The organism is Paraburkholderia sp. EG286B (genome assembly GCF_040965655.1).
Lineage (GTDB): Bacteria > Pseudomonadota > Gammaproteobacteria > Burkholderiales > Burkholderiaceae > Paraburkholderia.
Window position 1 is genome coordinate 157234 of the sequence record NZ_JBFRCF010000012.1, and the last position, 25098, is coordinate 182331.

At 65.2% G+C, this 25098-nt stretch carries 27 protein-coding genes and 1 tRNA gene; 21 read left to right on the top strand and 7 right to left on the bottom strand.

Going from position 1 to position 25098, the window contains the following annotated elements; all coding sequences use genetic code 11:
* Window positions 1–29: 29 nt before the first annotated feature.
* The 11 genes from kdsD to AB4Y42_RS25625 all read left to right on the top strand — a co-directional run bounded on the left by kdsD (window position 30) and on the right by AB4Y42_RS25625 (window position 9692).
* Window positions 30–1016, top strand: a complete 987-nt coding sequence (gene kdsD, locus AB4Y42_RS25575) for an arabinose 5-phosphate isomerase KdsD (RefSeq protein ID WP_254314581.1) — start codon at window positions 30–32, stop codon at window positions 1014–1016.
* Window positions 1016–1570: a KdsC family phosphatase gene (locus tag AB4Y42_RS25580; RefSeq protein ID WP_368692484.1), complete on the top strand. Its 555-nt coding sequence runs from the start codon at window positions 1016–1018 to the stop codon at window positions 1568–1570. The genes kdsD and AB4Y42_RS25580 overlap by 1 nt, the downstream gene beginning before the upstream one ends.
* Entirely contained in the window at window positions 1567–2166 is a 600-nt protein-coding gene (lptC, locus tag AB4Y42_RS25585) for an LPS export ABC transporter periplasmic protein LptC (RefSeq protein ID WP_324153764.1), read from the top strand. The genes AB4Y42_RS25580 and lptC overlap by 4 nt, the downstream gene beginning before the upstream one ends.
* A 31-nt stretch (window positions 2167–2197) precedes the next feature.
* A complete protein-coding gene (lptA, locus tag AB4Y42_RS25590; protein WP_368692483.1) occupies window positions 2198–2890 on the top strand; it encodes a lipopolysaccharide transport periplasmic protein LptA in 693 nt (230 codons plus the stop codon).
* Complete coding sequence (gene lptB, locus AB4Y42_RS25595; protein WP_324153760.1) at window positions 2887–3678, top strand: LPS export ABC transporter ATP-binding protein; 792 nt, start codon at window positions 2887–2889, stop codon at window positions 3676–3678. Before lptA ends, lptB begins: the two co-directional genes overlap by 4 nt.
* Before the next feature lie 281 nt (window positions 3679–3959).
* On the top strand, window positions 3960–5477 hold the full coding sequence (locus AB4Y42_RS25600) for an RNA polymerase factor sigma-54 (protein ID WP_368692482.1): 1518 nt from the start codon (window positions 3960–3962) through the stop codon (window positions 5475–5477).
* A gap of 173 nt (window positions 5478–5650) precedes the next feature.
* On the top strand, window positions 5651–6007 hold the full coding sequence (gene raiA, locus AB4Y42_RS25605) for a ribosome-associated translation inhibitor RaiA (RefSeq protein ID WP_028201861.1): 357 nt from the start codon (window positions 5651–5653) through the stop codon (window positions 6005–6007).
* A 353-nt stretch (window positions 6008–6360) separates the two neighbouring features.
* Window positions 6361–6816 carry a PTS IIA-like nitrogen regulatory protein PtsN gene (gene ptsN, locus AB4Y42_RS25610; RefSeq protein WP_028201860.1) on the top strand — a complete coding sequence of 152 codons (456 nt, stop codon included), beginning with the start codon at window positions 6361–6363 and terminating at the stop codon, window positions 6814–6816.
* A 196-nt stretch (window positions 6817–7012) separates the two neighbouring features.
* The gene (hprK, locus tag AB4Y42_RS25615; protein WP_028201859.1) at window positions 7013–7981 is read left to right on the top strand and encodes an HPr(Ser) kinase/phosphatase; all 969 of its coding nucleotides are present in this window, start codon (window positions 7013–7015) and stop codon (window positions 7979–7981) included.
* Between the two features lie 136 nt (window positions 7982–8117).
* Window positions 8118–9011: an RNase adapter RapZ gene (gene rapZ / locus AB4Y42_RS25620; RefSeq protein WP_368692481.1), complete on the top strand. Its 894-nt coding sequence runs from the start codon at window positions 8118–8120 to the stop codon at window positions 9009–9011.
* 42 nt (window positions 9012–9053) lie between these two features.
* On the top strand, window positions 9054–9692 hold the full coding sequence (locus tag AB4Y42_RS25625) for an LON peptidase substrate-binding domain-containing protein (RefSeq protein WP_368692480.1): 639 nt from the start codon (window positions 9054–9056) through the stop codon (window positions 9690–9692).
* A 26-nt stretch (window positions 9693–9718) separates the two neighbouring features.
* Here AB4Y42_RS25625 and mutY read toward each other — a convergent pair whose 3' ends face one another.
* Entirely contained in the window at window positions 9719–10852 is a 1134-nt protein-coding gene (mutY, locus tag AB4Y42_RS25630) for an A/G-specific adenine glycosylase (protein ID WP_368695720.1), read from the bottom strand.
* A gap of 15 nt (window positions 10853–10867) precedes the next feature.
* Window positions 10868–11698, bottom strand: coding sequence for a bifunctional DNA-formamidopyrimidine glycosylase/DNA-(apurinic or apyrimidinic site) lyase (gene mutM, locus AB4Y42_RS25635; protein ID WP_368695721.1), 831 nt, complete (start codon window positions 11696–11698; stop codon window positions 10868–10870).
* 122 nt (window positions 11699–11820) lie between these two features.
* On the opposite strand from mutM, the gene AB4Y42_RS25640 reads away from it, so the two are divergent.
* The 8 genes from AB4Y42_RS25640 to hisC all read left to right on the top strand — a co-directional run bounded on the left by AB4Y42_RS25640 (window position 11821) and on the right by hisC (window position 19089).
* A complete protein-coding gene (locus AB4Y42_RS25640) occupies window positions 11821–13656 on the top strand; it encodes a tetratricopeptide repeat protein (RefSeq protein ID WP_368692477.1) in 1836 nt (611 codons plus the stop codon).
* Window positions 13656–14318 (top strand): lipoprotein insertase outer membrane protein LolB, encoded by a 663-nt coding sequence (lolB, locus tag AB4Y42_RS25645; RefSeq protein WP_368692476.1) that lies wholly within the window; start codon window positions 13656–13658, stop codon window positions 14316–14318. Before AB4Y42_RS25640 ends, lolB begins: the two co-directional genes overlap by 1 nt.
* An 80-nt stretch (window positions 14319–14398) precedes the next feature.
* The gene (gene ispE / locus AB4Y42_RS25650) at window positions 14399–15301 is read left to right on the top strand and encodes a 4-(cytidine 5'-diphospho)-2-C-methyl-D-erythritol kinase (protein ID WP_368695722.1); all 903 of its coding nucleotides are present in this window, start codon (window positions 14399–14401) and stop codon (window positions 15299–15301) included.
* Window positions 15302–15351: 50 nt separating this feature from the next.
* A tRNA-Gln gene (locus AB4Y42_RS25655) sits at window positions 15352–15428 on the top strand.
* A 90-nt stretch (window positions 15429–15518) separates the two neighbouring features.
* Window positions 15519–16475 (top strand): ribose-phosphate pyrophosphokinase, encoded by a 957-nt coding sequence (locus AB4Y42_RS25660; protein WP_069265235.1) that lies wholly within the window; start codon window positions 15519–15521, stop codon window positions 16473–16475.
* A gap of 170 nt (window positions 16476–16645) precedes the next feature.
* Window positions 16646–17254 carry a 50S ribosomal protein L25/general stress protein Ctc gene (locus AB4Y42_RS25665; RefSeq protein ID WP_368695723.1) on the top strand — a complete coding sequence of 203 codons (609 nt, stop codon included), beginning with the start codon at window positions 16646–16648 and terminating at the stop codon, window positions 17252–17254.
* A 149-nt stretch (window positions 17255–17403) separates the two neighbouring features.
* Window positions 17404–18006, top strand: a complete 603-nt coding sequence (pth, locus tag AB4Y42_RS25670) for an aminoacyl-tRNA hydrolase (RefSeq protein WP_069264878.1) — start codon at window positions 17404–17406, stop codon at window positions 18004–18006.
* Window positions 18007–18021: 15 nt separating this feature from the next.
* On the top strand, window positions 18022–19089 hold the full coding sequence (gene hisC, locus AB4Y42_RS25675) for a histidinol-phosphate transaminase (RefSeq protein ID WP_368692473.1): 1068 nt from the start codon (window positions 18022–18024) through the stop codon (window positions 19087–19089).
* A gap of 76 nt (window positions 19090–19165) precedes the next feature.
* Here hisC and AB4Y42_RS25680 read toward each other — a convergent pair whose 3' ends face one another.
* The 3 genes from AB4Y42_RS25680 to rsmD form a co-directional block, all read right to left on the bottom strand.
* Window positions 19166–19426 carry a YfhL family 4Fe-4S dicluster ferredoxin gene (locus tag AB4Y42_RS25680; protein ID WP_069264882.1) on the bottom strand — a complete coding sequence of 87 codons (261 nt, stop codon included), beginning with the start codon at window positions 19424–19426 and terminating at the stop codon, window positions 19166–19168.
* An 89-nt stretch (window positions 19427–19515) separates the two neighbouring features.
* Window positions 19516–20010 (bottom strand): pantetheine-phosphate adenylyltransferase, encoded by a 495-nt coding sequence (gene coaD, locus AB4Y42_RS25685; protein WP_133185293.1) that lies wholly within the window; start codon window positions 20008–20010, stop codon window positions 19516–19518.
* A 108-nt stretch (window positions 20011–20118) separates the two neighbouring features.
* Window positions 20119–20760 (bottom strand): 16S rRNA (guanine(966)-N(2))-methyltransferase RsmD, encoded by a 642-nt coding sequence (gene rsmD, locus AB4Y42_RS25690; RefSeq protein ID WP_368695724.1) that lies wholly within the window; start codon window positions 20758–20760, stop codon window positions 20119–20121.
* Window positions 20761–21044: 284 nt separating this feature from the next.
* Here rsmD and ftsY point away from each other — a divergent pair, with 284 nt between their 5' ends.
* Window positions 21045–22205: a signal recognition particle-docking protein FtsY gene (ftsY, locus tag AB4Y42_RS25695; protein ID WP_368695725.1), complete on the top strand. Its 1161-nt coding sequence runs from the start codon at window positions 21045–21047 to the stop codon at window positions 22203–22205.
* Window positions 22206–22301: 96 nt separating this feature from the next.
* Here ftsY and maiA read toward each other — a convergent pair whose 3' ends face one another.
* Both maiA and AB4Y42_RS25705 read right to left on the bottom strand, forming a co-directional pair.
* On the bottom strand, window positions 22302–22949 hold the full coding sequence (gene maiA, locus AB4Y42_RS25700) for a maleylacetoacetate isomerase (protein WP_368695726.1): 648 nt from the start codon (window positions 22947–22949) through the stop codon (window positions 22302–22304).
* A 42-nt stretch (window positions 22950–22991) separates the two neighbouring features.
* A complete protein-coding gene (locus AB4Y42_RS25705; protein WP_368692469.1) occupies window positions 22992–23690 on the bottom strand; it encodes a fumarylacetoacetate hydrolase family protein in 699 nt (232 codons plus the stop codon).
* Window positions 23691–23961: 271 nt separating this feature from the next.
* On the opposite strand from AB4Y42_RS25705, the gene ybiB reads away from it, so the two are divergent.
* The gene (gene ybiB, locus AB4Y42_RS25710) at window positions 23962–24924 is read left to right on the top strand and encodes a DNA-binding protein YbiB (protein WP_368695727.1); all 963 of its coding nucleotides are present in this window, start codon (window positions 23962–23964) and stop codon (window positions 24922–24924) included.
* The last annotated feature ends 174 nt before the right edge of the window (window positions 24925–25098 follow it).

Here is a 25098-nt window from a genome sequence, read left to right on the forward strand (position 1 = left end):
CGCGCAGACGCCTTTGCTATACTCCGCGGATGATAGCGAAAATCAATGGCGACCGGGCGCTGAAGCTCGCTCGCAACGTGCTCGACATCGAAGCGGACGCCGTGCGCGGGCTTCGCGACCGGCTCGACGACAACTTCGTCGGCGCGGTCGACCTTATCCTCAGCTGCCGCGGACGCGTGGTCGTATCCGGCATCGGCAAATCGGGCCACATTGCCCGCAAGCTCGCGGCCACGCTGGCCTCCACGGGCACCCCCGCGTTCTTCGTGCATCCGGCCGAAGCGAGCCACGGCGACCTCGGCATGGTCACCGCCGACGACGTCTTCATCGGCCTGTCGAACTCCGGCGAATCCGAAGAACTCGTGGCGATCCTGCCGCTCGTCAAGCGCATTGGCGCGAAGCTCATCGGCATGACGGGCAATCGGCCGCAGTCGACGCTCGGCCAGCTCTCCGACGTGCATCTGGACGCCGGCGTGGAGAAGGAGGCCTGCCCGCTGAACCTCGCGCCCACCGCCAGCACGACGGCGGCGCTCGCGCTCTCCGACGCGCTCGCAGTCGCGGTGCTCGACGCGCGCGGCTTCGGCGCCGACGACTTCGCGCGCTCGCATCCGGGCGGCGCGCTCGGCCGGCGCCTGCTCACCTACGTGCGCGACGTGATGCGCACGGGCGACGAAATTCCGAAGGTGCGCGACGACGTCACCGTGCGCGACGCCCTCTTCCAACTCACGGCCAAGCGCATGGGCATGACGGCGGTCGTCAACGCCGACGACCACGTGCAGGGCATCTTCACCGACGGCGACCTGCGCCGCGTGCTCGAGCGCGTGGGCGATTTCCGCGACCTGCCGATCGCGCAGGTCATGACGAAAGGCCCGCGCACGATCGGTCCGGACCAACTTGCTGTCGAAGCCGTGGAACTGATGGAGCGCCATCGCATCAATCAGATGCTGGTCGTCGATGCCGAGGGCACGCTGATCGGCGCCCTCAACATGCACGACCTGTTCTCCAAGAAGGTGATCTGATGGCTAGCCCACTCGACGCAACCGCGCGCGCCGCGCGTGTGCGCCTCATGATTTTCGACATCGACGGTGTGCTCACCGACGGCGGCCTGCTCTTCACCGGCGCGGGCGACACGATGAAGGCGTTCAACTCGCTCGACGGCCACGGCGCGAAGCTCCTGCGCGAAGCCGGCATCGACACGGCCATCATCACCGGGCGCCGTTCGGAGATCGTCGCCGTGCGCGCGAAGGAACTCAAGATCACGCACCTGTGGCAAGGCGTGGAAGACAAGCGCGTCGCGTTCGCCGAGCTGCTCTCGCAAACGGGCATTGCGCCCGAGGCGTGCGGCTACATGGGCGATGACTGGCCCGACCTCGGCGTGATGCTCCAGTGCGGCTTCGCGGCCGCGCCCGCGAACGCCCATCCGGACGTGCTCTCGCGCGCCCACTGGGTGTCCGACAAGGTGGGCGGCCACGGCGCCGTGCGCGAAGTCACCGATCTGATCCTGCGCGCGCAGAACCGTTACGACGCGCTGCTCGCCGAGGCCTGCGCGCCGCTCGCCGGGATGCCGCGATGAACCAGAAGTTCCGCCTCACTTCGCTCGTGCCGCTCGTATGCGTCGCCGCGCTCGCCGGCTTCACGTGGTGGCTGCTGCAGGCCGTCCAGCCGCGCGAGAAGGAGGCGGCGCCGCGTCCGCTCACGCATACGCCCGACTACTTCGCCGACGACTTCTCGGTGTCCGAGCTCGACCAGTCGGGCGCCACGCAGTACCGGCTCACGGCCACGCACATGGTTCACTACGAGGACGACGAGAACAGCGACCTCACGAACCCGGCTGTGCGCGCATTCCAGCCCGGCAAGCCGATCGTCACGGCCACCGGGCTGCGCGGCACGGTCAACGCCGACGCCTCGATCGTCAATCTGTACGACAACGCGCGCATTCTGCGCGCGGCCGGCGCCGGCGACCCCGAAATGCAGGCTGATTCCGAGCATTTCAAAGTGCTCGTGAACGACGATGTGATCCTGACCGAAAAGCCGGTTAAACTTCGACGCGGCCAGTCGGTCATGACGGCCACCAGCGGCATGAACTACAACAATGTCTCCCGGGTCATCCAGCTCTTCGGCAACGTCCGTGGAGCCATCGCCCCGGCAGACTCCGGCGGCTCGTCCTGAACGCCGGGCCGTCCACGCAAGGCACGATTGCATGAACGATTCGCTCCCCCGTCCACTGAACGGCCGTTCGCCTGAAGCCCGCCGCGCACGCTTCGCGGCGCTGATGGCGCTCGCCAGCGCGCTGCTGTTCGCCGGCCTCGCGCCCGCGGCCCACGCCGAGCGCGCCGACAAGGACAAGCCGCTCAATATCGAAGCGGACAACATGACCTATGACGATCTGAAGCAGCAGACCGTCTTCACCGGCCACGTGGTCGCCACCAAGGGCACGATCCTCATCAAGGCCGACAAGCTCGTCGTCACGCAGGATCCGCAGGGCTACCAGTTCGCGACCGGCACCGTCGCGCCGGGCACGCCCGCCGACAAGCTCGCCTACTTCCGCCAGAAGCGCGAAGGCCTCGACGAATACGTCGACGGCACGGCCGAGCGCATCGACTACGACGGCAAGCAGGACCTCACCACGCTCACGACGCGCGCCACGGTGCGCCGCCTGCAAGGCCTCTCGACCGTGATGGATCAGGTCCACGGCAGCGTCGTCACGTACGACGGCCAGAACGACTTCTATACGGCACGCTCCGGCAAGGACGTCGCAGGCCCCGGCAACCCGGGTGGCCGCGTTCGCGCCATGCTCTCGCCGCGCAACACCACGACCGGCGCACAGCCGTCTGCCGGCGCCCCGGCCGCCCTCACGCCGTCCACCAAGCTGCAGGAAGCGCCGCCACAGTGAATACCGCCACCGCCACCCAAAGCTACGGCCGCCAGCTGGCCGGCAAGACGAGCACGCTCGTCGTGCGCAACCTGAAGAAGCGCTATGGCTCGCGCACCGTCGTCAAGGACGTTTCGCTCGATGTGAAAAGCGGCGAAGTGGTCGGGCTGCTCGGCCCCAACGGCGCCGGCAAGACCACCTCGTTCTACATGATCGTGGGTCTCGTGCCGCTCGACGCCGGCGAGATCGACCTCGACGGCCGCTCCATCAGCCTTCTGCCGATCCACAAGCGCGCGGCGCTCGGTCTTTCGTACCTGCCGCAGGAAGCCTCGGTGTTCCGCAAGCTCACCGTCGAGGAAAACATCCGCGCGGTGCTTGAACTGCAGGTCGACGGCAACGGCAAACGTCTGTCGAAAGACGTCATCACCGAGCGCACCGAAGCGCTGCTCGACGAGCTGCAAATCGCGCATCTGCGCGAGAATCCTGCCCTGTCGCTGTCGGGCGGCGAACGCCGGCGCGTCGAAATCGCGCGCGCGCTCGCTACCGACCCGAGCTTCATCCTGCTCGACGAGCCGTTCGCGGGCGTCGACCCGATCGCCGTGCTGGAAATCCAGAAGATCGTGAAGTTCCTCAAGCAGCGCAACATCGGCGTGCTGATCACCGACCACAACGTGCGCGAGACGCTCGGCATCTGCGATCACGCGTACATCATCAGCGACGGTAGCGTGCTCGCGGCCGGCGCACCCGGCGAGATCATCGAGAACGAGAACGTACGCCGCGTTTATCTCGGCGAGCACTTCCGCATGTAAGCCCCGGGCGCGCCTCGCGCGTGCCCGCTCACCGCCGTCCCGCAGCGCCCACCCGGGCGCGCGCGATCCGCTGTCGCGTTTTTCCGGCCTCATCTTTCGCATTTCCCCGTGTAACTCCGCGGTATCGACCGTGCCCCCAAAACGGTGCATGGCAGGCCGGGCAGCGTCCCTGTTTGCGCACCAAATTCCGGGCACGCACCGGCGTGGCGCACGCTCGTTTTTGCGAATGCCCCGTGGTTTCGTCCGCGTGGCAAACTCTTTACAATGGTTCGCACACCGCCATGAAAGCCAGCCTCCAACTCCGCCTCTCGCAGCATCTTGCGCTCACGCCACAACTGCAACAGTCCATCCGGCTGCTGCAGCTGTCGACGCTCGAACTGCAGCAAGAGGTCGCGACGGCGATCTCGCAGAACCCGCTGCTCGAGAACGAGGACGACTGGATCGCGAGCCCGCTGCGCGTGGCCGCGGACGGCTCGGTCATCGCGCAGCCGCCCACGCCCTCCGGCGCCGAGCCGATGCAGGGCGCGAACAGCTCCACCTCGGCGTCCAACGGCAGCGGCGAGAACAGCGAGAGCGAGCCGCGCGGCGTGGACGAATACGACGGCCTTGGCGGCGACGCGAACGGCGACGCGAGCCAGTGGAACCTGGACGACTACGGCCGCTCGGGCAACGCCTCCGACGACGACGACCTGCCGCCGCTGCAGATCCACGAATCGACCACCACGCTGCGCGACCATCTGATGGCGCAGCTGCGCGAAACGAACGCGAGCCAGCGCGACCGCGCGCTCATCACCTTCCTGATCGAATCGCTCGACGAAGACGGCTACCTCAGCGCGACCTGCGAGGAAATTCTTGCCGATATTCCCGAAGAACTCGAAGTCGACGCCGACGAATTCAATGCGGCGCTCGCGCTGCTGCACAGCTTCGACCCTGCGGGCGTAGGCGCGCGCTCGGCCTCCGAGTGCCTCAAGCTGCAGTTGCTGCGCGTCAATGCGTCGCCCACGCGCACGCTCGCGCTCGAGATCGTGTCGAACTATCTCGAATTGCTCGCGGCGCGCGACTTCACGCGGTTGCGCAAGCAACTGAAGACGGGCGATGACGAGCTGCGCGATGCGCATGCGCTGATCCGTTCGCTCGAACCGTTCCCGGGTGCGTCGTATGGCAAGGCCGAAGCCGATTACGTGGTGCCCGACATCATCGTGAAGAAGGCCGGCCAGAACTGGCATGCGGAACTGAACCCCGAGGTGGTGCCGAAGCTGCGCATCAACCACCTGTACGCGAATATCCTGCGCAACAACCGTGGCGATCCGGGCAGCGGTTCGCTGCGCCAGCAGCTGCAGGAAGCGCGCTGGCTCATCAAGAATATCCAGCAGCGCTTCGAGACGATCCTGCGTGTCGCGCAGGCTATCGTCGAGCGTCAGAAGAACTTTTTCGTGCACGGCGAAATCGCCATGCGCCCCTTGGTTTTGAGGGAGATTGCTGATACGCTGGGCCTACACGAATCTACTGTCTCGCGTGTGACAACCGGTAAATACATGCTGACTCCATTCGGGACACTTGAATTTAAGTACTTCTTCGGATCGCATGTATCGACGGACACCGGGGGCGCTGCATCGTCCACCGCCATCCGCGCCCTCATCAAGCAACTCATAGGAGCCGAGAACACCAAATCTCCTCTTTCAGACAGCCGCATCGCTGAACTGCTGGCGGAACAGGGCTTCGTGGTCGCGCGACGAACCGTTGCGAAGTATCGCGAGGCACTGAAGATTCCAGCGGTCAATCTGCGCAAGTCTCTTTAGCCTGTTCCGGCTTTTTCGGAGCAGGCGTTTTCCGGCCGCTACGCCCGTTGGCGGACATGGCCGGCCGAGTTAGCCCGCCGTCGCAGGCCTTTCGGGGAGCCGCGCACAGGCAGACAGTCGACCGGCATTGCCGCACTTCACGCGTCACGCGGCCATTAGCCTGGAGAAGCACTATGAATCTGAAGATCAGTGGACACCATCTCGAAGTAACGCCAGCGTTGCGAGAATACGTGATCACCAAACTGGACAGGGTGCTAAGACATTTCGATCAGGTAATCGATGGCAATGTGGTCCTCTCGGTCGACAACCATAAGGAAAAGGATAAGAGACAGAAGGTCGAAGTGAACCTTCATCTGAAAGGCAAGGACATATTTGTGGAGAGCGCGAACGGCGACATGTACGCCGCCATCGATCTCGTGGTCGACAAGCTGGACCGCCAGGTCGTACGTCACAAGGACCGCGTGCAGGGACATCAACATGAGGCGATCAAGCACCAGCCTGCGCCCATCATCGAAATCCCGCCGCAGTGATCCCACAGTGTCCTGTGTGGCGATTCACGCCATGAACCGGGGCTGGAGTCGATAGTTCATCCTCCACCCCTCGAAGCGAAGCCGCCCAAACCGGGCGGCTTTTTCGTGAGTACGCGCAATGCAGGGTTTTACCGCTGGGTGCAACCGGGCAACGAGGGTTGCGCTCATGCGCGGCGCATCGCACCATCGGCGTGGACGCTTGTTCTATAATGGTCCAGTCGTATTACGGGGTCTAACGCGCCAACAGGTCCCCACGGTCCCGGCACCGGGCTTCGTCGCCAGATCCAAAGCTTCCGCCAAAGCGGGCAGCTGTCGGGGTGTGGAGCATTCAGGCCACGTTTTCGCCTGCCAACATGAATCGTTTAGCCAAAATACTTCCCATCGAGAACGTCGTCGTCGGCCTGTCCGTCACCAGCAAGAAACGCGTCTTCGAGCAGGCTGGCCTGATCTTCGAAAACCAGAACGGCATCGCCCGCAGCACGGTTACCGACAATCTTTTCGCACGCGAGCGTCTCGGCTCCACGGGCCTCGGCGAAGGCGTCGCGATCCCGCACGGCCGCATCAAGGGCCTGAAGCAGCCGCAGGCCGCCTTCGTGCGCCTCGCCGAGCCGATCGCCTTCGAAGCGCCAGACGGTCAGCCCGTCTCGCTCCTGATCTTCCTGCTCGTGCCCGAACAGGCCACGCAGCAGCACCTTGAAATCCTGTCGGAGATCGCACAACTGTTGTCGGATCGCGAAACGCGTGAGCGGCTCCATACGGAAGAAGACCGCGAAACGTTGCATCGCCTGCTCACCCAGTGGCAACCTTGATGTAGTGTGCGGCGTCTTGCGTTGCCCGGCCGCGGTACGCGCGGCCGAACAGCGCGCGCTCGACGCTCGTTGCAGGGGTGAAGCGTAAGGCGCCGGCAGCCGTTAACTACCCAGGTAGCGCACCCAGGTCGCGCGGTTCATTTAGCCAGCAATTCAGTCAGCCGTTAAGCGAGTCATCTCGCGGAGTCACCGACTCATGGACACTTCCAGCATCAACGCCCAAAGCATCTTCGACGACAACGCCACCACGCTGAAGCTCAGCTGGCTGACGGGGCACGAAGGCTGGGAACGCGGCTTTTCGACCGAAACGGTGGCCACGGCCACGGCGAGCGCGGACCTCGTCGGCCACCTGAACCTGATCCACCCGAACCGCATCCAGGTGCTCGGCGACGCCGAAATCCACTACTACCAGCGCCAGACCGACGAAGACCGCTCGCGCCACATGGCCGAGCTGATCGCACTCGAACCGCCGTTCCTCGTGGTCGCCGACGGCATGACCGCGCCGCCGGAACTGGTGCTGCGTTGCACGCGCTCTTCCACGCCGCTCTTCACCACGCCGATGTCGGCGGCCACCGTCATCGACAGCCTGCGCCTCTACATGTCGCGCATTCTCGCGCCGCGCGCGACGCTGCACGGCGTGTTTCTCGACATTCTCGGCATGGGCGTGCTGCTCACGGGCGACTCGGGTCTCGGCAAGAGCGAGCTGGGTCTGGAGCTGATCAGCCGCGGCCATGGCCTCGTGGCCGACGACGCCGTGGACTTCGTGCGCCTCGGCCCCGATTTCGTCGAGGGCCGCTGCCCGCCGCTGCTGCAGAACCTGCTCGAAGTGCGCGGCCTCGGTCTGCTCGACATCAAGACGATCTTCGGTGAAACGGCCGTGCGCCGGAAGATGAAGCTCAAGCTCATCGTGCAGCTCGTGCGCCGCCCGGACGGCGAGTTCCAGCGTCTGCCGCTGGAGAGCCAGACCGTCGACGTGCTCGGCCTGCCCATCAGCAAGGTCACGATCCAGGTGGCCGCGGGCCGCAACCTCGCCGTGCTGGTCGAGGCCGCCGTGCGCAACACGATCCTGCAATTGCGCGGTATCGACACCCTGCGCGACTTCATGGACCGCCAGCGTCTCGCCATGCAGGACCCCGACAGCCAGTTTCCCGGCAAGCTGATCTGACGCTCGTAGCCGCGCGGCCGGCGAGGCGCGGCCGGCGAGGCGCGCGGCTTCGAAACGGGCGCCTGCGGCCCGGAGAGCCAATACAGGCGCGCGGATCGGATGCTATGATGACCCAATCGGGTTCATCGACTCTCCCATGCGTATCATCCTGATCACCGGCATTTCGGGTTCCGGCAAGTCAGTGGCGCTCAACGCGCTCGAAGACGTCGGCTACTATTGCGTCGACAATCTGCCGCCGCGCTTTCTACCGCAACTCGCCCAATATCTCAGCGACGACGGCTACGAACGCCTCGCCGTCGCTATCGATGCGCGCTCGAGTTCGTCGTTCGACGACATGCCGGAGATGATCCGCGACCTGGCTCTTCGCCACGACGTGCGCGTGCTCTTCCTCAACGCGAGTACGCAGTCGCTGATCCAGCGCTTCTCGGAAACGCGGCGCCGCCATCCACTGTCGGGCTCTGCTGCGCACGACGCGAACGTGGGCATGCTCAAGTCACTCGAAGAAGCGATCGAGCACGAGCGTGAACTCGTTTCGAACCTCGCCGAGTTCGGCCATCAGGTCGACACGAGCAACCTGAGTTCCAACGCGCTGCGCCAGTGGGTGAAGGTGTTCGTCGAAGGCGAGCGAGGCTCGCTCATGCTCACGTTCGAATCGTTCGGCTTCAAGCGCGGCGTGCCGCTCGACGCGGACCTCGTGTTCGACGTGCGCACGCTGCCGAACCCGCATTACGACGCGCGCCTGCGGCCGCTCACCGGGCTCGATCAGCCCGTGATCGATTTTCTGAATGCGCAGTCGGCCGTCCACGAAATGATCGACGATGTCTACGCGTTCGTCGCGAAGTGGCTGCCGCATTTTCGCGCCGACAACCGCAGCTATCTCACCGTTGCGATCGGCTGCACGGGCGGACAACATCGATCGGTGTATATCGCCCAGACGCTCGCCACGCGCTTTGCGGGCGAGTCGAACGTTATCGTGCGTCACCGCGACGCGCCTCTCGATGTCGGAGAGTCGTCACGGCTGATCGCCTAACCGGCTGCGCATCGCGCGGCCCTTAACCGAAAGCGTTGCGCCATGTCCTCGTCTCCTGCCGTGCTTGCCGATTTGCCGTTGTTCCCGCTACATACGGTGCTGTTCCCCGGCGGCCTGCTGCCGCTCAAGATCTTCGAAGCGCGATACCTGGACATGGCGAGCGAGTGCCTGCGCGAGCACACGCCGTTCGGCGTGTGTCTGCTCAAAAGCGGCGCGGAAGTCGCGCAGCCCGACGAGACGACTGCCGTGCCCGAACCCGTGGGCTGCCTCGCGCTCATCGAGCAATGCGATGTCGAGACCGTCGGCATGCTGCACATCCAGGCTCACGGCACGCAGCGCTTTCATCTACTCTCGCATCGCGTGGAAGCCGACGGCCTGCTCGTGGGCATGGCCGAACTGATCCCCGAAGATATTCCGCTGGAAGGCGGTAAACAGCTCGCGCAATTCGGCGCGTGTGCGGAAGTACTCGAGCGCATCATCGCGACGATCCGCGAGCGCGACCCCGCGAGCCTGCCGTTTGCGGAGCCGTTCCGCTTCGACGATCCCTCGTGGGTATCGAACCGTCTGGCCGAGGTGCTGCCGATCGCGCTGCGCGCGCGTCAGAAGCTCATGGAGTTGAACGACGCGGGCGCACGTATCGAAATCGTCCATCACTACATGCAGCAGCATCAGTTGCTTTGAGGCGCTGATGCGGCTCTCTTGCTGACTCAGACCAGCGGTCCACGCAAACCGTCGAGCAGCTTGCGTACCGGCGCGGGTACGCCATACGCGTCGATATTGCCGAGCGACACCCACGCGGTCTGTCCATCGTTGGCTTCGAGCGGCGCGGCATCGCGCTTGAGTTCGATCACGCGCGGCTCGATGTCGAGCTTGAAATGCGTGAACGTATGCGCGAGCGGCATGAGTGCGAAGCTCGACGCCGCGCCCTCCGGCGTCACGCCGAAATCTCTCGCGCGCTCGGCGAGCGCGGGTTCGTCCGCGGCTTCGGGCAAGCTCCACAAGCCGCCCCAGATACCCGATGGCGGACGCTTCTCCAGCATGACCGCATCGCCGTCGAGCAGCACGAGCATCCATGTGCGCCGCGTGGGCACGGCCTTCTTCGGACGCGCGGCCGGCAGTTCGCGCTGACGTCCCGTCGTCTTCGCCACGCAGTCGTCCGCGAACGGGCAGCGCGCGCAGTCGGGCTTGCCGCGCCCGCACAGCGTCGCGCCAAGATCCATCAAACCCTGCGTGTACGCGCTCACGTCGGCGTCGCTCGCTTCGGCACCCGGCACGAGCGTTTCGGCGAGCGTCCACATCGCGTTCTCCACGCGCTTTTCGCCAGGAAAGCCTTCCACGCCGAACACGCGCGCGAGCACGCGCTTCACGTTGCCGTCCAGGATCGTCTCGCGCGCGCCGAACGCGAACGACGCGATCGCCGCCGCCGTCGAACGGCCGATGCCGGGCAACTCCGCGAGCGCCTCGACCGTCGACGGAAACTTGCCGCCGTGGGTATCGGCCACGACCTGCGCACAGCGGTGCAGATTGCGCGCGCGCGAGTAATAGCCGAGGCCGGCCCAGAGCGCCATCACGTCGTCGTCGGGCGCCGCGGCAAGCGCTTCGACCGTGGGAAAGCGCTCGAGAAAACGCGCGTAGTACGGAATCACGGTCGAGACCTGGGTCTGCTGCAGCATGATTTCAGAGAGCCAGATGCGGTACGGGTCGCGCGTGTTCTGCCACGGCAGGTCGTGACGGCCATGCTCGCGCTGCCAGGCGATCAGGCGCGGCGCGAAACCGGTGAGCAGTTCAGTGGGATACGCGCCAGCCGGTAGCGGCGCGGAAGTAGACGAAGTTCGGTACATGGAAATACTTGGCGCTCAGCGCTGGCAGCGCGGACAGAAATAAGTGGAACGCTGGCCCTGCACGATCTGTTTGATCGGCGTGCCGCACACGCGGCAGGGTTGGCCCGCGCGGTCATAAACGAAGTATTCGAGCTGGAAATAGCCGCTTTGGCCGTTGCTGCCGACGAAGTCGCGCAGCGTGCTGCCGCCCTTCTCGATGGCCGAGGCGAGCACGGCGCGCACGGCGTCCGCGAGCAGTTCGTAGCGCGCAAGCGAAACGCGGCCCGCCGCGGTCGTCGGCCGGATGCCGGCGCGGAACAAGCTTTCCGACGCGTAGATATTGCCAACGCCCACCACGATATCGCCCGCGAGCAGCGCCTGCTTGACGGCGACCTTGCGGCCGCGGGTCTCTCGAAACAGCAGCGCGCCGTCGAAGGCCGGCGTGAACGGCTCGATGCCGAGGGCCGCCAGCAGCGGATGGCCGAGCACGTCGCCGGCCTCGCGCGGGTGCCAGAGCACGGCGCCGAAACGGCGCGGGTCGCGAAAGCGCAGCGTGAAGTCGTCGAAGAACCAGTCGACGTGATCATGCTTTTCCGCGGCCGGCGGCTTCGGCAGATTGCGCAGCACGCGCAGCGTGCCGGTCATGCCGAGATGCACGATGAACCAGCCCTCGTCGACCTCGAACAGCAAATATTTGCCGCGCCGCCCGACCGAACGTATCGTGCGGCCGCGCAGCGTACGGGCGAGCGTAGCCGGCACGGGCCAGCGCAATGCGGGGTTGCGCACCTCCACACGCTCGACGCGGCGGCCGGCGACCCACGGTTCGATCCCCCTTCGGGTAACCTCAACTTCTGGCAACTCTGGCATATCTGACGGCCTGATTCGGATGCTGGTCCGGGTTGGTCTGCAACTTGCGTAAACGTGTGTGCGCGTTGTGCGCGTATTGTAGCCAGCGCGTTACAATCGACCGAAACATTCGACGGAATTCCATGGAACTGTCTTTCGTTAAGCTGTTCGCGAAGCGTCCCGCGACGCCCCGCGTGCCTGCAGCCTTCGCGCGTCGCCTCGTTGGCGCCGCGGTTCTCGCCGCCTGGGCATTGACCACGTCGAGCGCGTATGCGCAGGATCCGTCCCCCGACACGGACGACACTTCCGTCACCATGCCGGACGCTTTCGGTCCCGCCTCGCCCGACGAGAAGAAGGCTCTGCCGGGCGTTCCGCTGTCGAGCCAGATCGTCTTCCAGGTGCTCGCCGCGGAGATCGCGCTGCAGCGCGACCAGCCAGCACCGGCCTTTCAAACGTATCTCGCGCTCGCGCGCGACACGCACGACCCGCGCATGGCGCAGCGCGCGACCGAAATCGCGCTCTCGGCGCAAAGCCCGTCCGACGCCCTGACTGCGGTCCAGCTCTGGCAGCAGTACGCACCCGATTCCGAGCGCGCCGCGCAACTCGACGCGTCGCTGCTCGTGCTCGCCGGCAAGCCCGACGACGCCCAGCCGCTGCTCGCGCGCGAACTGGCGAAGGTACCGGCCGACAGCCGCGGTCAGGCCATCCTCTCGCTGCAGCTTCTGCTTTCGCGCGGCCCCAATCGCGTGGGCGGCCTGAATGTGCTCAAAGCGCTGCTCAAGGACGACATGAACCGTCCCGAGGCGCAGCTCGCGATCGGCCGCCAGCAACTGCTCGCCGACGACGCGCCCGGCGCGCGCAAGTCGTTCGAGCAGGCGCTCGCGCTCAAGCCCGACTACCTTCCCGCCGCGCTGATGCTCGCGCAGATGGGCCCGGAGGAGCGCGCCGAAGGCATTGCATCGATCGAAAAGTACGTCCAGCAGAACCCCAAGTCGCGCGAAGGCCGGCTTGCGCTCGCACAGACCTATCTCGCTGCCGACCGCCTCGACGACGCGCAGAAGCAGTTCGAGACCTTGCACAAGGACAACGCGACCGACCTGATGCCGCTCATGGCGCTCGCGCTCATCAGCGTGCAGCAGAAGAAGCTCGACGCGGCGCAGAAGTATCTGACGCAATACGCGCAGATTGCCGAGAAGAATCCGGCCGCCGACCCCGGTCAGGCCTATATCTACCTCGCGCAACTGTCGGTCGAGCAGAAGGACGACGCCGGTGCGCAGAAGTGGCTCGACAAGATCCAGCCCAGCAGCCAGCAGTACGTGCCGGCCCAGATCACGCGCGCGCAGATCCTCGACAAGGAAGGCAAGACCGACGACGCGCGCCGCCAGCTCGCGAGCATCCAGGCCGACGATCCGCGCGACCAGGCGCTGATCGCGCGCACCGACGCCGCGATCCTGTTCGACGCGAAGCGCTACCCGGAAGCCGAGGCACGCCTTGCGAAGGCGACCACCGACTTCCCGGACGACCCGGATCTCACCTATGACTACGCAATGGCAGCGGAGAAAACCGGCCATTACGACGTCATGGAAGCGCAGTTGCGCAAGCTGATCAAGACGCAGCCCGATAATCCGCAGGCCTACAACGCGCTCGGATACTCGCTCGCGGACCGCAACCAGCGCCTGCAGGAAGCCGACAAACTGGTCGAAAAAGCCTCGTCGCTCGCACCGGACGACGCGTTCATCATGGACAGCGTGGGCTGGGTGAAGTACCGCATGGGCGACAATGCCGACGCGATCAAGCTCTTGCGCAAGGCCTACAGCCTCCAGCCGAACGCGGAAATTGGCGCGCACCTCGGCGAAGTGCTCTGGAAAAACGGCGACCAGGACGGCGCACGCGCTGCCTGGCGCGAGGCCCGCAAGCTCGAACCCGACAACGACACGCTCCTGAAGACGCTCAAGCGCCTCCAGGTCAACGATCTCTGATGGCAGATTTTTTCACTTCGGTTTCCCCCAAGGCCCTCCCCGTTGCGCGCGCCGCCCGCCTTGTACGGCGCGCGTCGCTTGGCGCAGCGGCGGCCGCGCTCCTCGTGCTCGCGGGCTGCGCGACGCAACAGCCGCCGCGCCAGCCGTCCACCTCGAACGCCACGACCTCGCTCAGTACGCAGACGAACCGCGCCTATCATGGCCGCTTCGCCGTGCAGTACGTCGACCAGAACGGCCAGCAGCGCAATGCGTACGGCAACTTCGACTGGCACGAGACCGATTCGACGGTGACGCTGCAACTGCTCAATCCGCTCGGCCAGACGCTCGCGCTCGTCACCTCCGCACCATCGCAAGCCACGCTGGAACTGCCCAACCGCCAGCCGCTCACGGCCGACAACGTGAGTACGCTCATGCAGCAGGCGCTCGGCTTCGCACTGCCCGTGGAAGGGCTGCGCTACTGGCTGCAGCCATCGGTTGCGCCCACCTCGCACGCGCGCACCACGCCCGACGCGCAGAATCCGCAGCGGCTTTCGCAGATCGAGCAGGACGGCTGGACCATCGATTACGTCGCCTACGCGGACGCGCCGGCCAATGGCGTGAAGCGCGTCAATCTCACGCGCGATGTCCCGCCGCTTCAGATCAAGCTCGTACTCGACCAGTAAGCGGGCCGGTTGCGGTCCCACATCAGCAATATCTGGCCGGCACGCGCCGGCCAGAATCCAGGCATCATCCCAAGAGCATCATGATCGAAACCCAGGACTCGCTGCGCGACTGCCTCGCGCCCGCGAAACTCAATCTCTTCCTGCACATCACGGGCCGCCGTCCCAATGGCTATCACGATCTGCAGACCGTGTTCCAGTTGCTCGACTGGGGCGACACGCTGCATTTCACGCGCCGCCACGATGGCCGCATCACGCGCACCGTAGAGGTGGAAGGCGTACCTGCCGAGCACGACCTCACCGTGCGCGCCGCGACGCTGCTCAAGGAACACACGGGCACGAGCGAGGGTGTCGAGATCGATATCGAAAAGCGTCTACCGATGGGCGCGGGTCTCGGCGGCGGCAGTTCCGACGCCGCCACGACGCTGCTCGCGCTCAACCGCCTCTGGAAGCTCAACCTGCAGCGCGAGGAATTGCAGGCGCTCGCACTCAAGCTGGGCGCGGACGTGCCCTTCTTCGTGTTCGGAAAAAATGCGTTCGCGGAGGGTGTTGGCGAAGCTCTCGAGGCTGTACAATTGCCCCCGCGTCATTTTTTGGTCGTGACGCCGCGGGTTCATGTTCCTACTGCCGAGATTTTTTCGGAAAAGTCATTGACAAGGGACACAAAGACCTGCACAATAGCAGTCTTTCTTGCACAGCAAGCAACGCATCAGGAATGGCCAGACAGCTTCGGTCATAACGATATGCAAGCGGTTGTCGCAGGAAAATACGCGGAAGTAGCGCAGGTGCTTCGATGGTTTGAAAGTGTTTCGAACAGCATCGCACCAGCGCGGATGACCGGATCGGGTGCCAGCGTTTTTGCAGCATTCGCCAGTCGGTCCGAAGCAGAATCGGCACGCGCCAGACTGCTTGCGGAACAACCGGACTGGAGAAGCGCGGTAGCCTCGAGTCTGAACAAGCATCCACTCTTCGCTTTCGCGGCATAGTTTTGCGTGGCTGATCGTCCTACCGGTCAGTCAGGCTCAAAGTTGAGTGTAGGGGAGTCGCCAAGTTGGTTAAGGCACCGGATTTTGATTCCGGCATGCGAGGGTTCGAGTCCTTCCTCCCCTGCCAAAAATTCCAGGCAGTTCGCTCTGTGGGTTACCCAGGGCAGTTCGCCTAAGTAGTTCCTCTCGCCCCCTCAAAGTCCGCAGCAGGTGCATGATGAGCAGCCATGACGGCCTGATGGTTTTTACTGGCAACGCAAATCCCGCGCTTGCCCAGGAAGTCGTCAAGATCCTCGGTATTCCCCTCGGTAAGGCTATGGTTAGCCGCTTTTCCGACGGTGAAATCCAGGTCGAAATCCAGGAAAACGTGCGCGGCAAGGACGTCTTCGTCCTTCAGTCGACTTGCGCGCCGACCAACGACAACCTGATGGAACTGATGATCATGGTCGATGCGCTCAAGCGCGCATCCGCAGGCCGGATCACCGCAGCTATCCCCTACTTCGGCTATGCCCGTCAAGACCGCCGCCCCCGTTCGGCGCGCGTCGCCATCTCGGCGAAGGTCGTGGCGAACATGCTGGAAATCGCCGGTGTCGAGCGGATCATCACGATGGATCTGCACGCCGACCAGATTCAGGGCTTCTTCGATATTCCCGTCGACAACATCTACGCAACGCCCGTGCTGCTCGGCGATCTGCGCAAGCAGAATCACGAGAACCTGCTGGTCGTTTCGCCGGACGTCGGCGGCGTGGTGCGCGCCCGTGCGCTCGCCAAGCAGCTGAACTGCGATCTCGCCATCATCGACAAGCGTCGTCCGAAGGCGAACGTCGCCGAAGTGATGAACATCATTGGTGAAGTCGAAGGCCGCACCTGCGTGATCATGGACGACATGGTCGACACCGCCGGCACGCTCTGCAAGGCAGCGCAAGTGCTGAAGGAACGCGGCGCGAAGAAGGTGTTCGCTTACGCCACGCACCCGGTTCTCTCGGGTGGCGCAGGCGAGCGTATCGCCGCTTCGGCTCTGGACGAACTCGTCGTGACCGACACGATTCCGCTGGGCGCCGAAGCGCGTTCGTGCGCGAAGATCCGCTCGCTCACGAGCGCAGGCCTTCTCGCCGAAACGTTTTCGCGTATCCGTCGCGGCGACTCGGTCATGTCGCTGTTCGCGGAAAGCTAACAAGAATTGACGCGCAAGGCGCGGTGTTCGCAAGGACGCCGCGCTTTTGCACGTAATCGGCGCGAACGGACGATGGTTCGCGCTGCATCGCTGGGGGCCCCGAAGGCAGGCATTGTGCTGAAAAGGCCCCGTTTTACTGCCTGGTCGCGGGCAGTGCATTGGAGAATCAAATGAAAGTCATCGCTTTCGAGCGTAACCTGCAAGGTACGGGTGCGAGCCGCCGCCTGCGCATTGCTGGCAAGACCCCTGGCATCGTTTACGGTGTCGGCGCCGAGCCGCAACTGATCGAAGTCGATCACAACGCGCTGTGGCACGCCCTCAAGAAGGAAGCCTTCCACTCGTCGATCCTCGACCTCGAAGTGGCCGGCAAGTCGCAGCAAGTGCTGCTGCGCGACGTGCAATACCACCCGTTCCGTCAGCTCGTGCTGCACGTGGACTTCCAGCGCGTGGATCCGAACAAGAAGATCCACACGAAGGTGCCGCTGCACTTCATGAACCAGGAAACCAACCCGGCTGTGAAGACGGGTGGCGCGATCATCTCGCACGTTCTGGCTGAAATCGAAGTCCAGTGCCTGCCGGGTCAACTGCCGGAATTCCTCGAAGTCGACCTCGCGAAGATCGAAGCCGGTCAATCGCTGCATGCCAAGGACATCACCCTGCCCGCAGGCGTGACGCTGGTTCAGCACGTTGAAACGGAAAACCCGGTCATCGTGTCGGCACCCGTGCCGGCTGGCGCCCAGGCGGCAGCTGAAGGCGAAGAAACACCGGCTGCAGAGTAATCGCAGCGGCTTCAAAGAGCCGATCCTCTCGATCCGTTTCCCTGAAACGGACGACGTGACCCGCCGCGGTTCGCCCCGGCGGGTTTTTTTTCGCACTTTTTCGTACACTTGCGGGTCAGTTCATCGATTTACGCAGGCGGAACACCACAATGATCAGGTTGATCGTCGGGCTCGGCAATCCGGGCGCCGAATACACGGCGACGCGCCACAACGCGGGCTTCTGGCTCGTGGACCAGCTCGCGCGCGAAGCCGGCACGACGCTGCGCGACGAGCGGCGCTTCCATGGCCACTATGCGAAGGCGCGCCTCTACGGCGAGGAAGTGCATCTGCTCGAACCGCAGACCTATATGAACCGCTCGGGGCAATCGGTCGTCGCCCTCGCGGCGTTCTTCAAGATCCTGCCCGACCAGATCCTCGTCGCGCACGACGAGCTCGATCTGCCGCCCGGCGCCGTCAAGCTCAAGCTCGGCGGCGGCAGCGGTGGCCACAACGGCCTGAAGGACATCTCCGCGCATCTGTCGACGCAGCAGTACTGGCGTTTGCGCATCGGCATCGGCCATCCACGCGACCTGATTCCCGAAGGCGCGCGCGCCGGTGCGAAGCCCGATGTCGCGAACTTCGTGCTCAAGCCGCCGCGCCGCGAGGAGCAGGAAGTGATCGACGCCTCGATCGAACGCGCGCTCGCCGTGATGCCGACGTTCGTGAAGGGCGAGGCCGAACGCGCGGTGATGCAGCTGCATCGCAACGGTTGAAACAAGGAGAGCGTCTTGAGTCGTTACTGGAGTGACATCGTCAACCGGCTCGTGCCCTACGTGCCGGGCGAACAGCCCGCGCTCGCGAAGCCGGTCAAGCTCAACACCAACGAGAATCCGTATGCGCCCTCCCCGCGCGTGCTCGAGGCGATCCGCCACGAGCTGGGCGAGACGGGCGAATCGCTGCGCCGCTATCCCGACCCCGTCGCGAAGCGTCTGCGCGCCGCCGTGGCCGCGCATCACAGCATTCGCGCGGAGCAGGTGTTCGTCGGCAACGGCTCGGACGAGGTGCTCGCTCACGCATTCCAGGCGCTGCTCAAGCACGACCAGCCGATCCTCTTTCCCGACATCACCTATAGCTTCTACCCGACCTACGCGCGGCTTTACGAGGTCGAGTACCGCACCGTGCCGCTCACGGAGCAGTTCACGATTCGTATCGATGACTACCGCCAGCCCAATGGCGGCGTGATCTTCCCGAATCCGAATGCGCCCACGGGTCACGCGCTGCCGCTCGCGGAAATCGAGCGGCTCGTCGCGGCGAACACGGAATCCGTGGTGGTGATCGACGAAGCGTATGTGGATTTCGGCGCCGAATCGGCGATCGCGCTGATCGACCGCTATCCGAACCTGCTGGTCGTGCACACGACTTCGAAATCGCGCTCGCTCGCGGGCATGCGCGTGGGCTTCGCGTTCGGTCACCCCGATCTCATCGATGCGCTGAACCGCGTGAAGGACAGCTTCAACTCGTACCCGCTCGACCGCCTGGCGCAAGCCGCGGCGACCGCCGCTTACGAAGACGGCGAGTGGCTCAAGACGACGAGCGCGCGCGTGATCGCCAGCCGCGAGCGCCTGACGGCCGCGCTCACGGCGCTCGGCTTCGAAGTGGTGCCCTCGGCGGCGAATTTCGTGTTCACGAAGCATCCTGCGCACGACGCGGCGGCAATTGCGGCCAAGCTGCGCGAAAAAGAGATCTTCGTGCGCCATTTCAACGCGCCGCGCGTGAACCAGCATCTGCGCATCTCGATCGGTACCGATGCCGAGTGCGACACGCTCGTCGATGCGTTGAAGGCCATCGTCGCGTAAGAAGACGGCGAGATGAAATAAAAAACGCGCCAGTTGGCGCGTTTTTTTTATTTTCCGGAGGATTGCGTTGCGCGATTCAGGCGTTGTTCTTCGCCGCGGTCAGCGCGTGGTACTTCTGCATCAATTGCTCGGGCGACTCGACGTGCTCCGGATTCTTGGGAATGCACTCCACCGGACACACCTGGATGCATTGCGGCTCATCGAAATGGCCGACGCACTCGGTGCATTTCTTCGGGTCGATCACGTAGATTTCCGGGCCCATCGAGATCGCGTCGTTCGGGCACTCGGGCTCGCACACGTCGCAATTGATGCACTCGTCGGTAATCATCAGGGCCATGCTGGTCTCACTTCCTGCCGGCACGAGGGCCGGCTCACACGTTGCTTAGCCCTATAGTTTACGCTGCTTTCGCCGCGCGTTCACGCCTTCTAAACCGGGCCGCCCATCGAGGCCACCTTGTCCTGCAAGCGCTTTTCCACGGACGGAAACACGAATTTGCTCACATCGCCGCCCAACTGGGCGATTTCGCGCACAATCGTGCCCGAAATGAACTGATACTGGTCCGAAGGCGTCATGAACATCGTCTCGACGTCAGGCAGCAGGTAGCGGTTCATGCCCGCCATCTGAAATTCGTACTCGAAGTCCGACACCGCGCGCAGCCCGCGCACGATCACGCGTGCGTTGTTGGTGCGCACGAAGTCCTTCAGCAGCCCCTTGAAGCTCATGACCTGCACGTTCGGATAGTGGCCGAGCACCTCGTGGGCAATCTCGAGCCGCTCGTCGAGCGAGAAGAAAGGCTTCTTGTTGCGGCTGTCCGCAACGCCGACTACCAGCGTGTCGAAAATGCTCGACGCGCGCCGCACGAGATCTTCGTGGCCGCGCGTGAGCGGGTCGAAGGTACCGGGGTACACGGCGACTACCATGAGGCTTCTCCTCTCAACGGAAATGGGGCGCAATGCGGTGCCGTGGCGACGCATGCACACGTGCGTGCGTGACGGCCAGGCCGCCCGCCGCTTCTTATCGAACGCGCATTATTCCTCATTTTCGCGCTGCAGCAAATGATAGTGAACCGCACCCGCCCGGCCCTCGCGCACGACGCTCCAGCCCGTCAACGCGGGCCGCGCAGCGGGCTCGATGCGCTCGCCCGATTCGACGTAAAGCCAGCCGTCCGGAGCGACGAGCGGCGCAGCCAGCTCGAGCGAGCGCTCGAGCAGCGCGGTATCGCCGAACGGCGGATCGAGGAACACCACATCGAACGAGCCTGGCGCCAGATTAGCCGCGAGGCGCAATGCATCGGCTTCCGCGATTTCGATCGTGCGCGCACCAAGGCGCGCCTGGTTCGAGCGCAGTTGCGCGGCGGCGCGCGCGCTGCGCTCCACCATCACGACGCGTGCGGCGCCGCGCGAGGCCGCCTCGAAGCCGAGGCCGCCGCTGCCCGCGAACAGGTCGAGGCAACGCAGGCCGTCGAGACGCTGGCCGAGCCAGTTGAAGAGCGTTTCGCGCACGCGGTCGGGCGTCGGGCGCAGACCATCGAGGTCGAGCACCGGCAGCGGCGTGCGCTTCCAGTCGCCGCCGATGATGCGGATCGTGTGCGCACCGCCACCGCCACGTGCGCGGGGATCGGGCTGATGGGTGCGGCCGGCTTGGCCACGTGAAGGTGAGGAACGGCTCATGCGTTGGGTCGTACTTCTGCGTGCATTTGACCGCCGGCAGTCAACCTGCCGGCGGAACTCGACTGTGGGGTTCGACGCTTTCGCATCGCGCCCTCCAATGCGCGCACGTTACCACAGGGCCGCGCAGGTGCCGCGTGCGCGCCGCAACGCTCCCACGGCAATGCCGCAGCGACTCCGGCTAACGCGCCTGATAAAATGCCATGTTTTCCGCGCGTTACCTCTTCCCATGCCGTCGCTGACCGCCCCTCGGTCCGACCCGCAGCGCGCCTGACCCACCCCAGACCATGTTCAGTTTCTTCAAACGATTCCGCGGCTCGAAGGACGCCGAGAACGCGCCGGCCGAGAACGCGCAGGACGAAGCCACCCTCGAGGCGCCGGACGAGGCCGTTGATGAGCCCACCAGCACGGTGCGCGAAATACCGCCTGCGCCGTCCGCTCGACCGGCCGTGACCGCTCCGATCACGCCGCAGCAAGCCGCCAACGACAACGACGACGAACCGGAAGCCGTCGAAATCGTCCCGCCACCCGCGCTCGAGCCCGAAGCCAGGCAATCGTGGCTCAAGCGCCTGAGGTCGGGGCTCTCGAAAACCGGCTCGAACATCCAGAGCATCTTCGTCAACGCGAAGATCGACGACGATCTCTACGAAGAGCTCGAAACCGCGCTGCTGATGTCGGATGCGGGCGTCGACGCGACCGAATATCTGCTCGAAACGCTGCGCCAGAAGGTGCGCGCCGAGCGCCTGACCGACGCGCAGCAGGTCAAGAACGCCCTGCGCGAGCTGCTCATCGGCCTGCTCAAGCCGCTCGAAAAGTCGCTCATGCTCGGCCGCGCCCAGCCGCTCGTCATGATGATCGCGGGCGTGAACGGCGCGGGCAAGACCACGAGCATCGGCAAGCTCGCCAAGCATCTGCAAAGCTTCGACCAGAGCGTGCTGCTCGCCGCCGGCGACACGTTCCGCGCCGCCGCGCGCGAACAACTCGCCATCTGGGGCCAGCGCAACAACGTGACGGTCGTGCAGCAGGAAAGCGGCGACCCGGCGGCGGTGATCTTCGACGCCGTGAGCGCCGCGCGCGCACGCCGCATCGACGTGGTGATGGCCGACACCGCGGGCCGCCTGCCCACGCAATTGCACCTGATGGACGAGCTGAAGAAGGTCAAGCGCGTGATCGGCAAGGCGTTCGACGGCGCGCCGCACGAGGTGCTGCTCGTGATCGACGCGAACACGGGCCAGAACGCGCTCGCCCAGGTCAAGGCCTTCGACGACGCGCTCGGCCTCACAGGCCTGATCGTCACGAAGCTCGACGGCACCGCCAAGGGCGGCATTCTCGCCGCGATCGCGCGGCAGCGGCCGATTCCCGTGTATTTCATCGGCGTGGGCGAAAAGGTCGAAGACCTGCAGCCGTTCGTGGCCGAAGAATTCGCCGACGCGCTGCTTGGCAGCTGAAAGCGCGCTTTACCCGAATTTAGATGCACGAAGGGCGTCGCTCTCGCGAACGACGCCCTTTTTCATTGGTGTGGCCGGCGTTAGCCGGTCAAACACTCACTCCGTATCCGGCTGCACGCCCGGCGCGGCGCGCGCGAACGCGTCGAGCGTGAGCGCGTAGTCGTTGATGCGCTGAATGGTCGGGTAACGCGTCGTGTCGATCTTGAAGCGGTTCGCGTTGTAGACCTGCGGCACGATGCAAAGATCGGCGACGGTCGGCGTGTCGCCGAAAGCAAGCTTGCCGGTGCGCGGATCGCTGGCGAGCCGCTGTTCGAGCGTCGCGAAACCCGCCTCGATCCAGTGGCGGTACCACGCGTCTTTCGTCGCGTCGTCCGCGCCCACGGTGTGCTTCAGGTACTTGAGCACGCGCAGGTTGTCCACTGGATGAATCTCGCACGCCACCTGCAGCGCGAGCGAGCGCACGTGAGCGCGATCGACGGGCGACTTCGGCAGCAGCGGCGGCTCGGGATGCGTCTCTTCGAGATACTCGATGATCGCGAGCGACTGCTGGAGCGTGTGCCCTTGGTCATCGACGAACGACGGCACGATCGCGTCGGGATTCACCTGGCGGTAGGCGGGCTTGAGCTGCTCGCCGCCGTCGCGAACGAGGTGAACCGGCACGTACTCGTACGACAGGTTCTTCAGATTCAGCGCAATGCGCACCCGATACGACGCCGAACTGCGGAAATAGCTGTAAAGCTTCATGCTCCTCTCTTGCTCCTCTTATCCTGATGCGGGCCGCGCCCCTCAGACGACCCGCACGGCGAATTCGCCGATTCCTGCCACACCGCCCGTCATCAGGTCGCCCTTGACCACGGCGCCCACGCCTTCGGGCGTGCCCGTGTAGATCAGGTCGCCGGCCTTGAGCTCGAACAGCGTCGAAAGGAACGCGATCGTGTCGGCAACCGGCCAGATCATCTGCGAGATATCGGAGCGCTGCTTGTCTTCGCCGTTGACCGCGAGCCAGATTTCGCCCTTCTCGAGCTGGCCGATCTTCGACACCGGATGGATCGGGCCGATCGGCGCCGAATGGTCGAAGCCCTTGGCCGTATCCCACGGACGACCGAGCTTCTTCGCCTCGCCCTGCAAGTCGCGGCGCGTCATGTCGAGGCCCAGCGCGTAGCCATACACGTGGTCGAGCGCGCTCGCGACCGGAATGTCCTTGCCGCCCTTGCCGATGGCCGCGACGAGTTCCATCTCGAAGTGCACGTTCTGCGATTGCGCGGGATACGGAAATTCGGCGGTCGAGCCGGGCGCAACGTAGAGCACGGCGTCGGCTGGCTTGGAGAAGAAGAACGGCGGTTCGCGGTTCGGATCGTGGCCCATCTCGCGCGCATGCGCTTCGTAGTTGCGGCCAACGCAGTAGATGCGCCGCACCGGGAAACGCGTGTCGCTGCCGGCCACCGGCACCGAGGCGAGCGCCGCCGGTTCGAATACGTACGTCATGGAGTTCTCCGTCTTTGTGATGGGGCGTGCACGAAGCACGCGGGCCTGTCGATCGCGCGGCTTGCGCCGCCGGAACAATCGCGAGTGTAACGCGCGGCGGTGGGCGTGCGCGGCGGCGCCTTCACGCGGCCGGCAAGGCGTGGCCGGCGAGGCGCGGCCGGCCGGCGATGCGTGCCCGGCGAGGCACCGCGTGCTCGTGCGATACTTCCCGCATCCCCATTTCAATACGACGGCGGCCCGCCGCACGCCGTCGAACGAACCGCGCCCGCCCATGACCACCGCCGACTCCACCGACATCTTCCCGTGCGCCCGCTTCATCAAGGAGATCGGCCGCGGACCGCACGGCGCCCGCTCGCTCTCGTCCGAAGACACGCACGCCCTTTACGCCGCCATGCTCGACGGCCGCGTGCCCGAGCTGGAGCTAGGCGCGGTGCTGCTCGCCTACCGCCTCAAGGGCGAAACCGCGGATGAGCTGGCCGCCATGCTCTGCGCGGCGCACGCCTCGTTCGCGCCGCTCGCGGTGCCGCGAGGCGACTTTCGGCCTGTGTCGATCCCAAGCTACAACGGCGCGCGCAAGCAGCCGAATCTCGTGCCGCTACTCGCGCTGCTGCTCGCGCGCGAAGGCGTGCCGACGCTCGTGCACGGCGTCGTCACCGATCCGGGCCGCGTCACGAGCGCGGAAATCTTCGCGGCGCTGAATCGACCCGAGGCACGCGATCACGCCGAAATCGAGGCGCAACTGGCGGTGGGCTGCGTGGCGTTTTCGTCGATCGAAACGCTCGCGCCCAAACTCGCGCGCCTGCTCTCGATGCGCCGGCGCATGGGCGTGCGCAACTCCACGCATACGCTCGTGAAGCTGCTGCAGCCGTTCGCCGAGCCCGGCCTGCGTCTCGTGAACTACACGCACCCGCCGTACCGCGAAAGCCTGAGCGCCCTCTTCGCGGCGCATCCGGAAGCGGCAGTGGGCGGCGCGTTGCTCGCGCGCGGCACCGAGGGCGAAGCCGTCGCCGATACCCGCCGCCAGGTGCAGGTCGACTGGCTGCACGACGGCATCTGCGAAACGCTGGTCGAACCGGAGCGCTCGTCGCCCGGCGCGCCCGAAATCGATCTCCCTGAAGGCCGCGACGCGCCCACGACGGCCGCCTGGATCGACGCCGTGTTGCGCGGCGAAGCGCCGGTGCCTGAGGCGATCACGCGCCAGATCGAGACGATCAAGCGCATCGCGAAGCGCTGACGATCGAACCTGAAACACGTCGCGCAAGCCGCTGAAAGCCATGCGGGGGGGCGACCCGCGCGCTCCGCCACAAGCGCATCGGCACGCTTCGTCGGCCATCTCCACGCATCTTCACGCGGTCAATCTGCAAATTCGCTGTTGACACACGCATCCGCCCTGATTTACATTGGACGA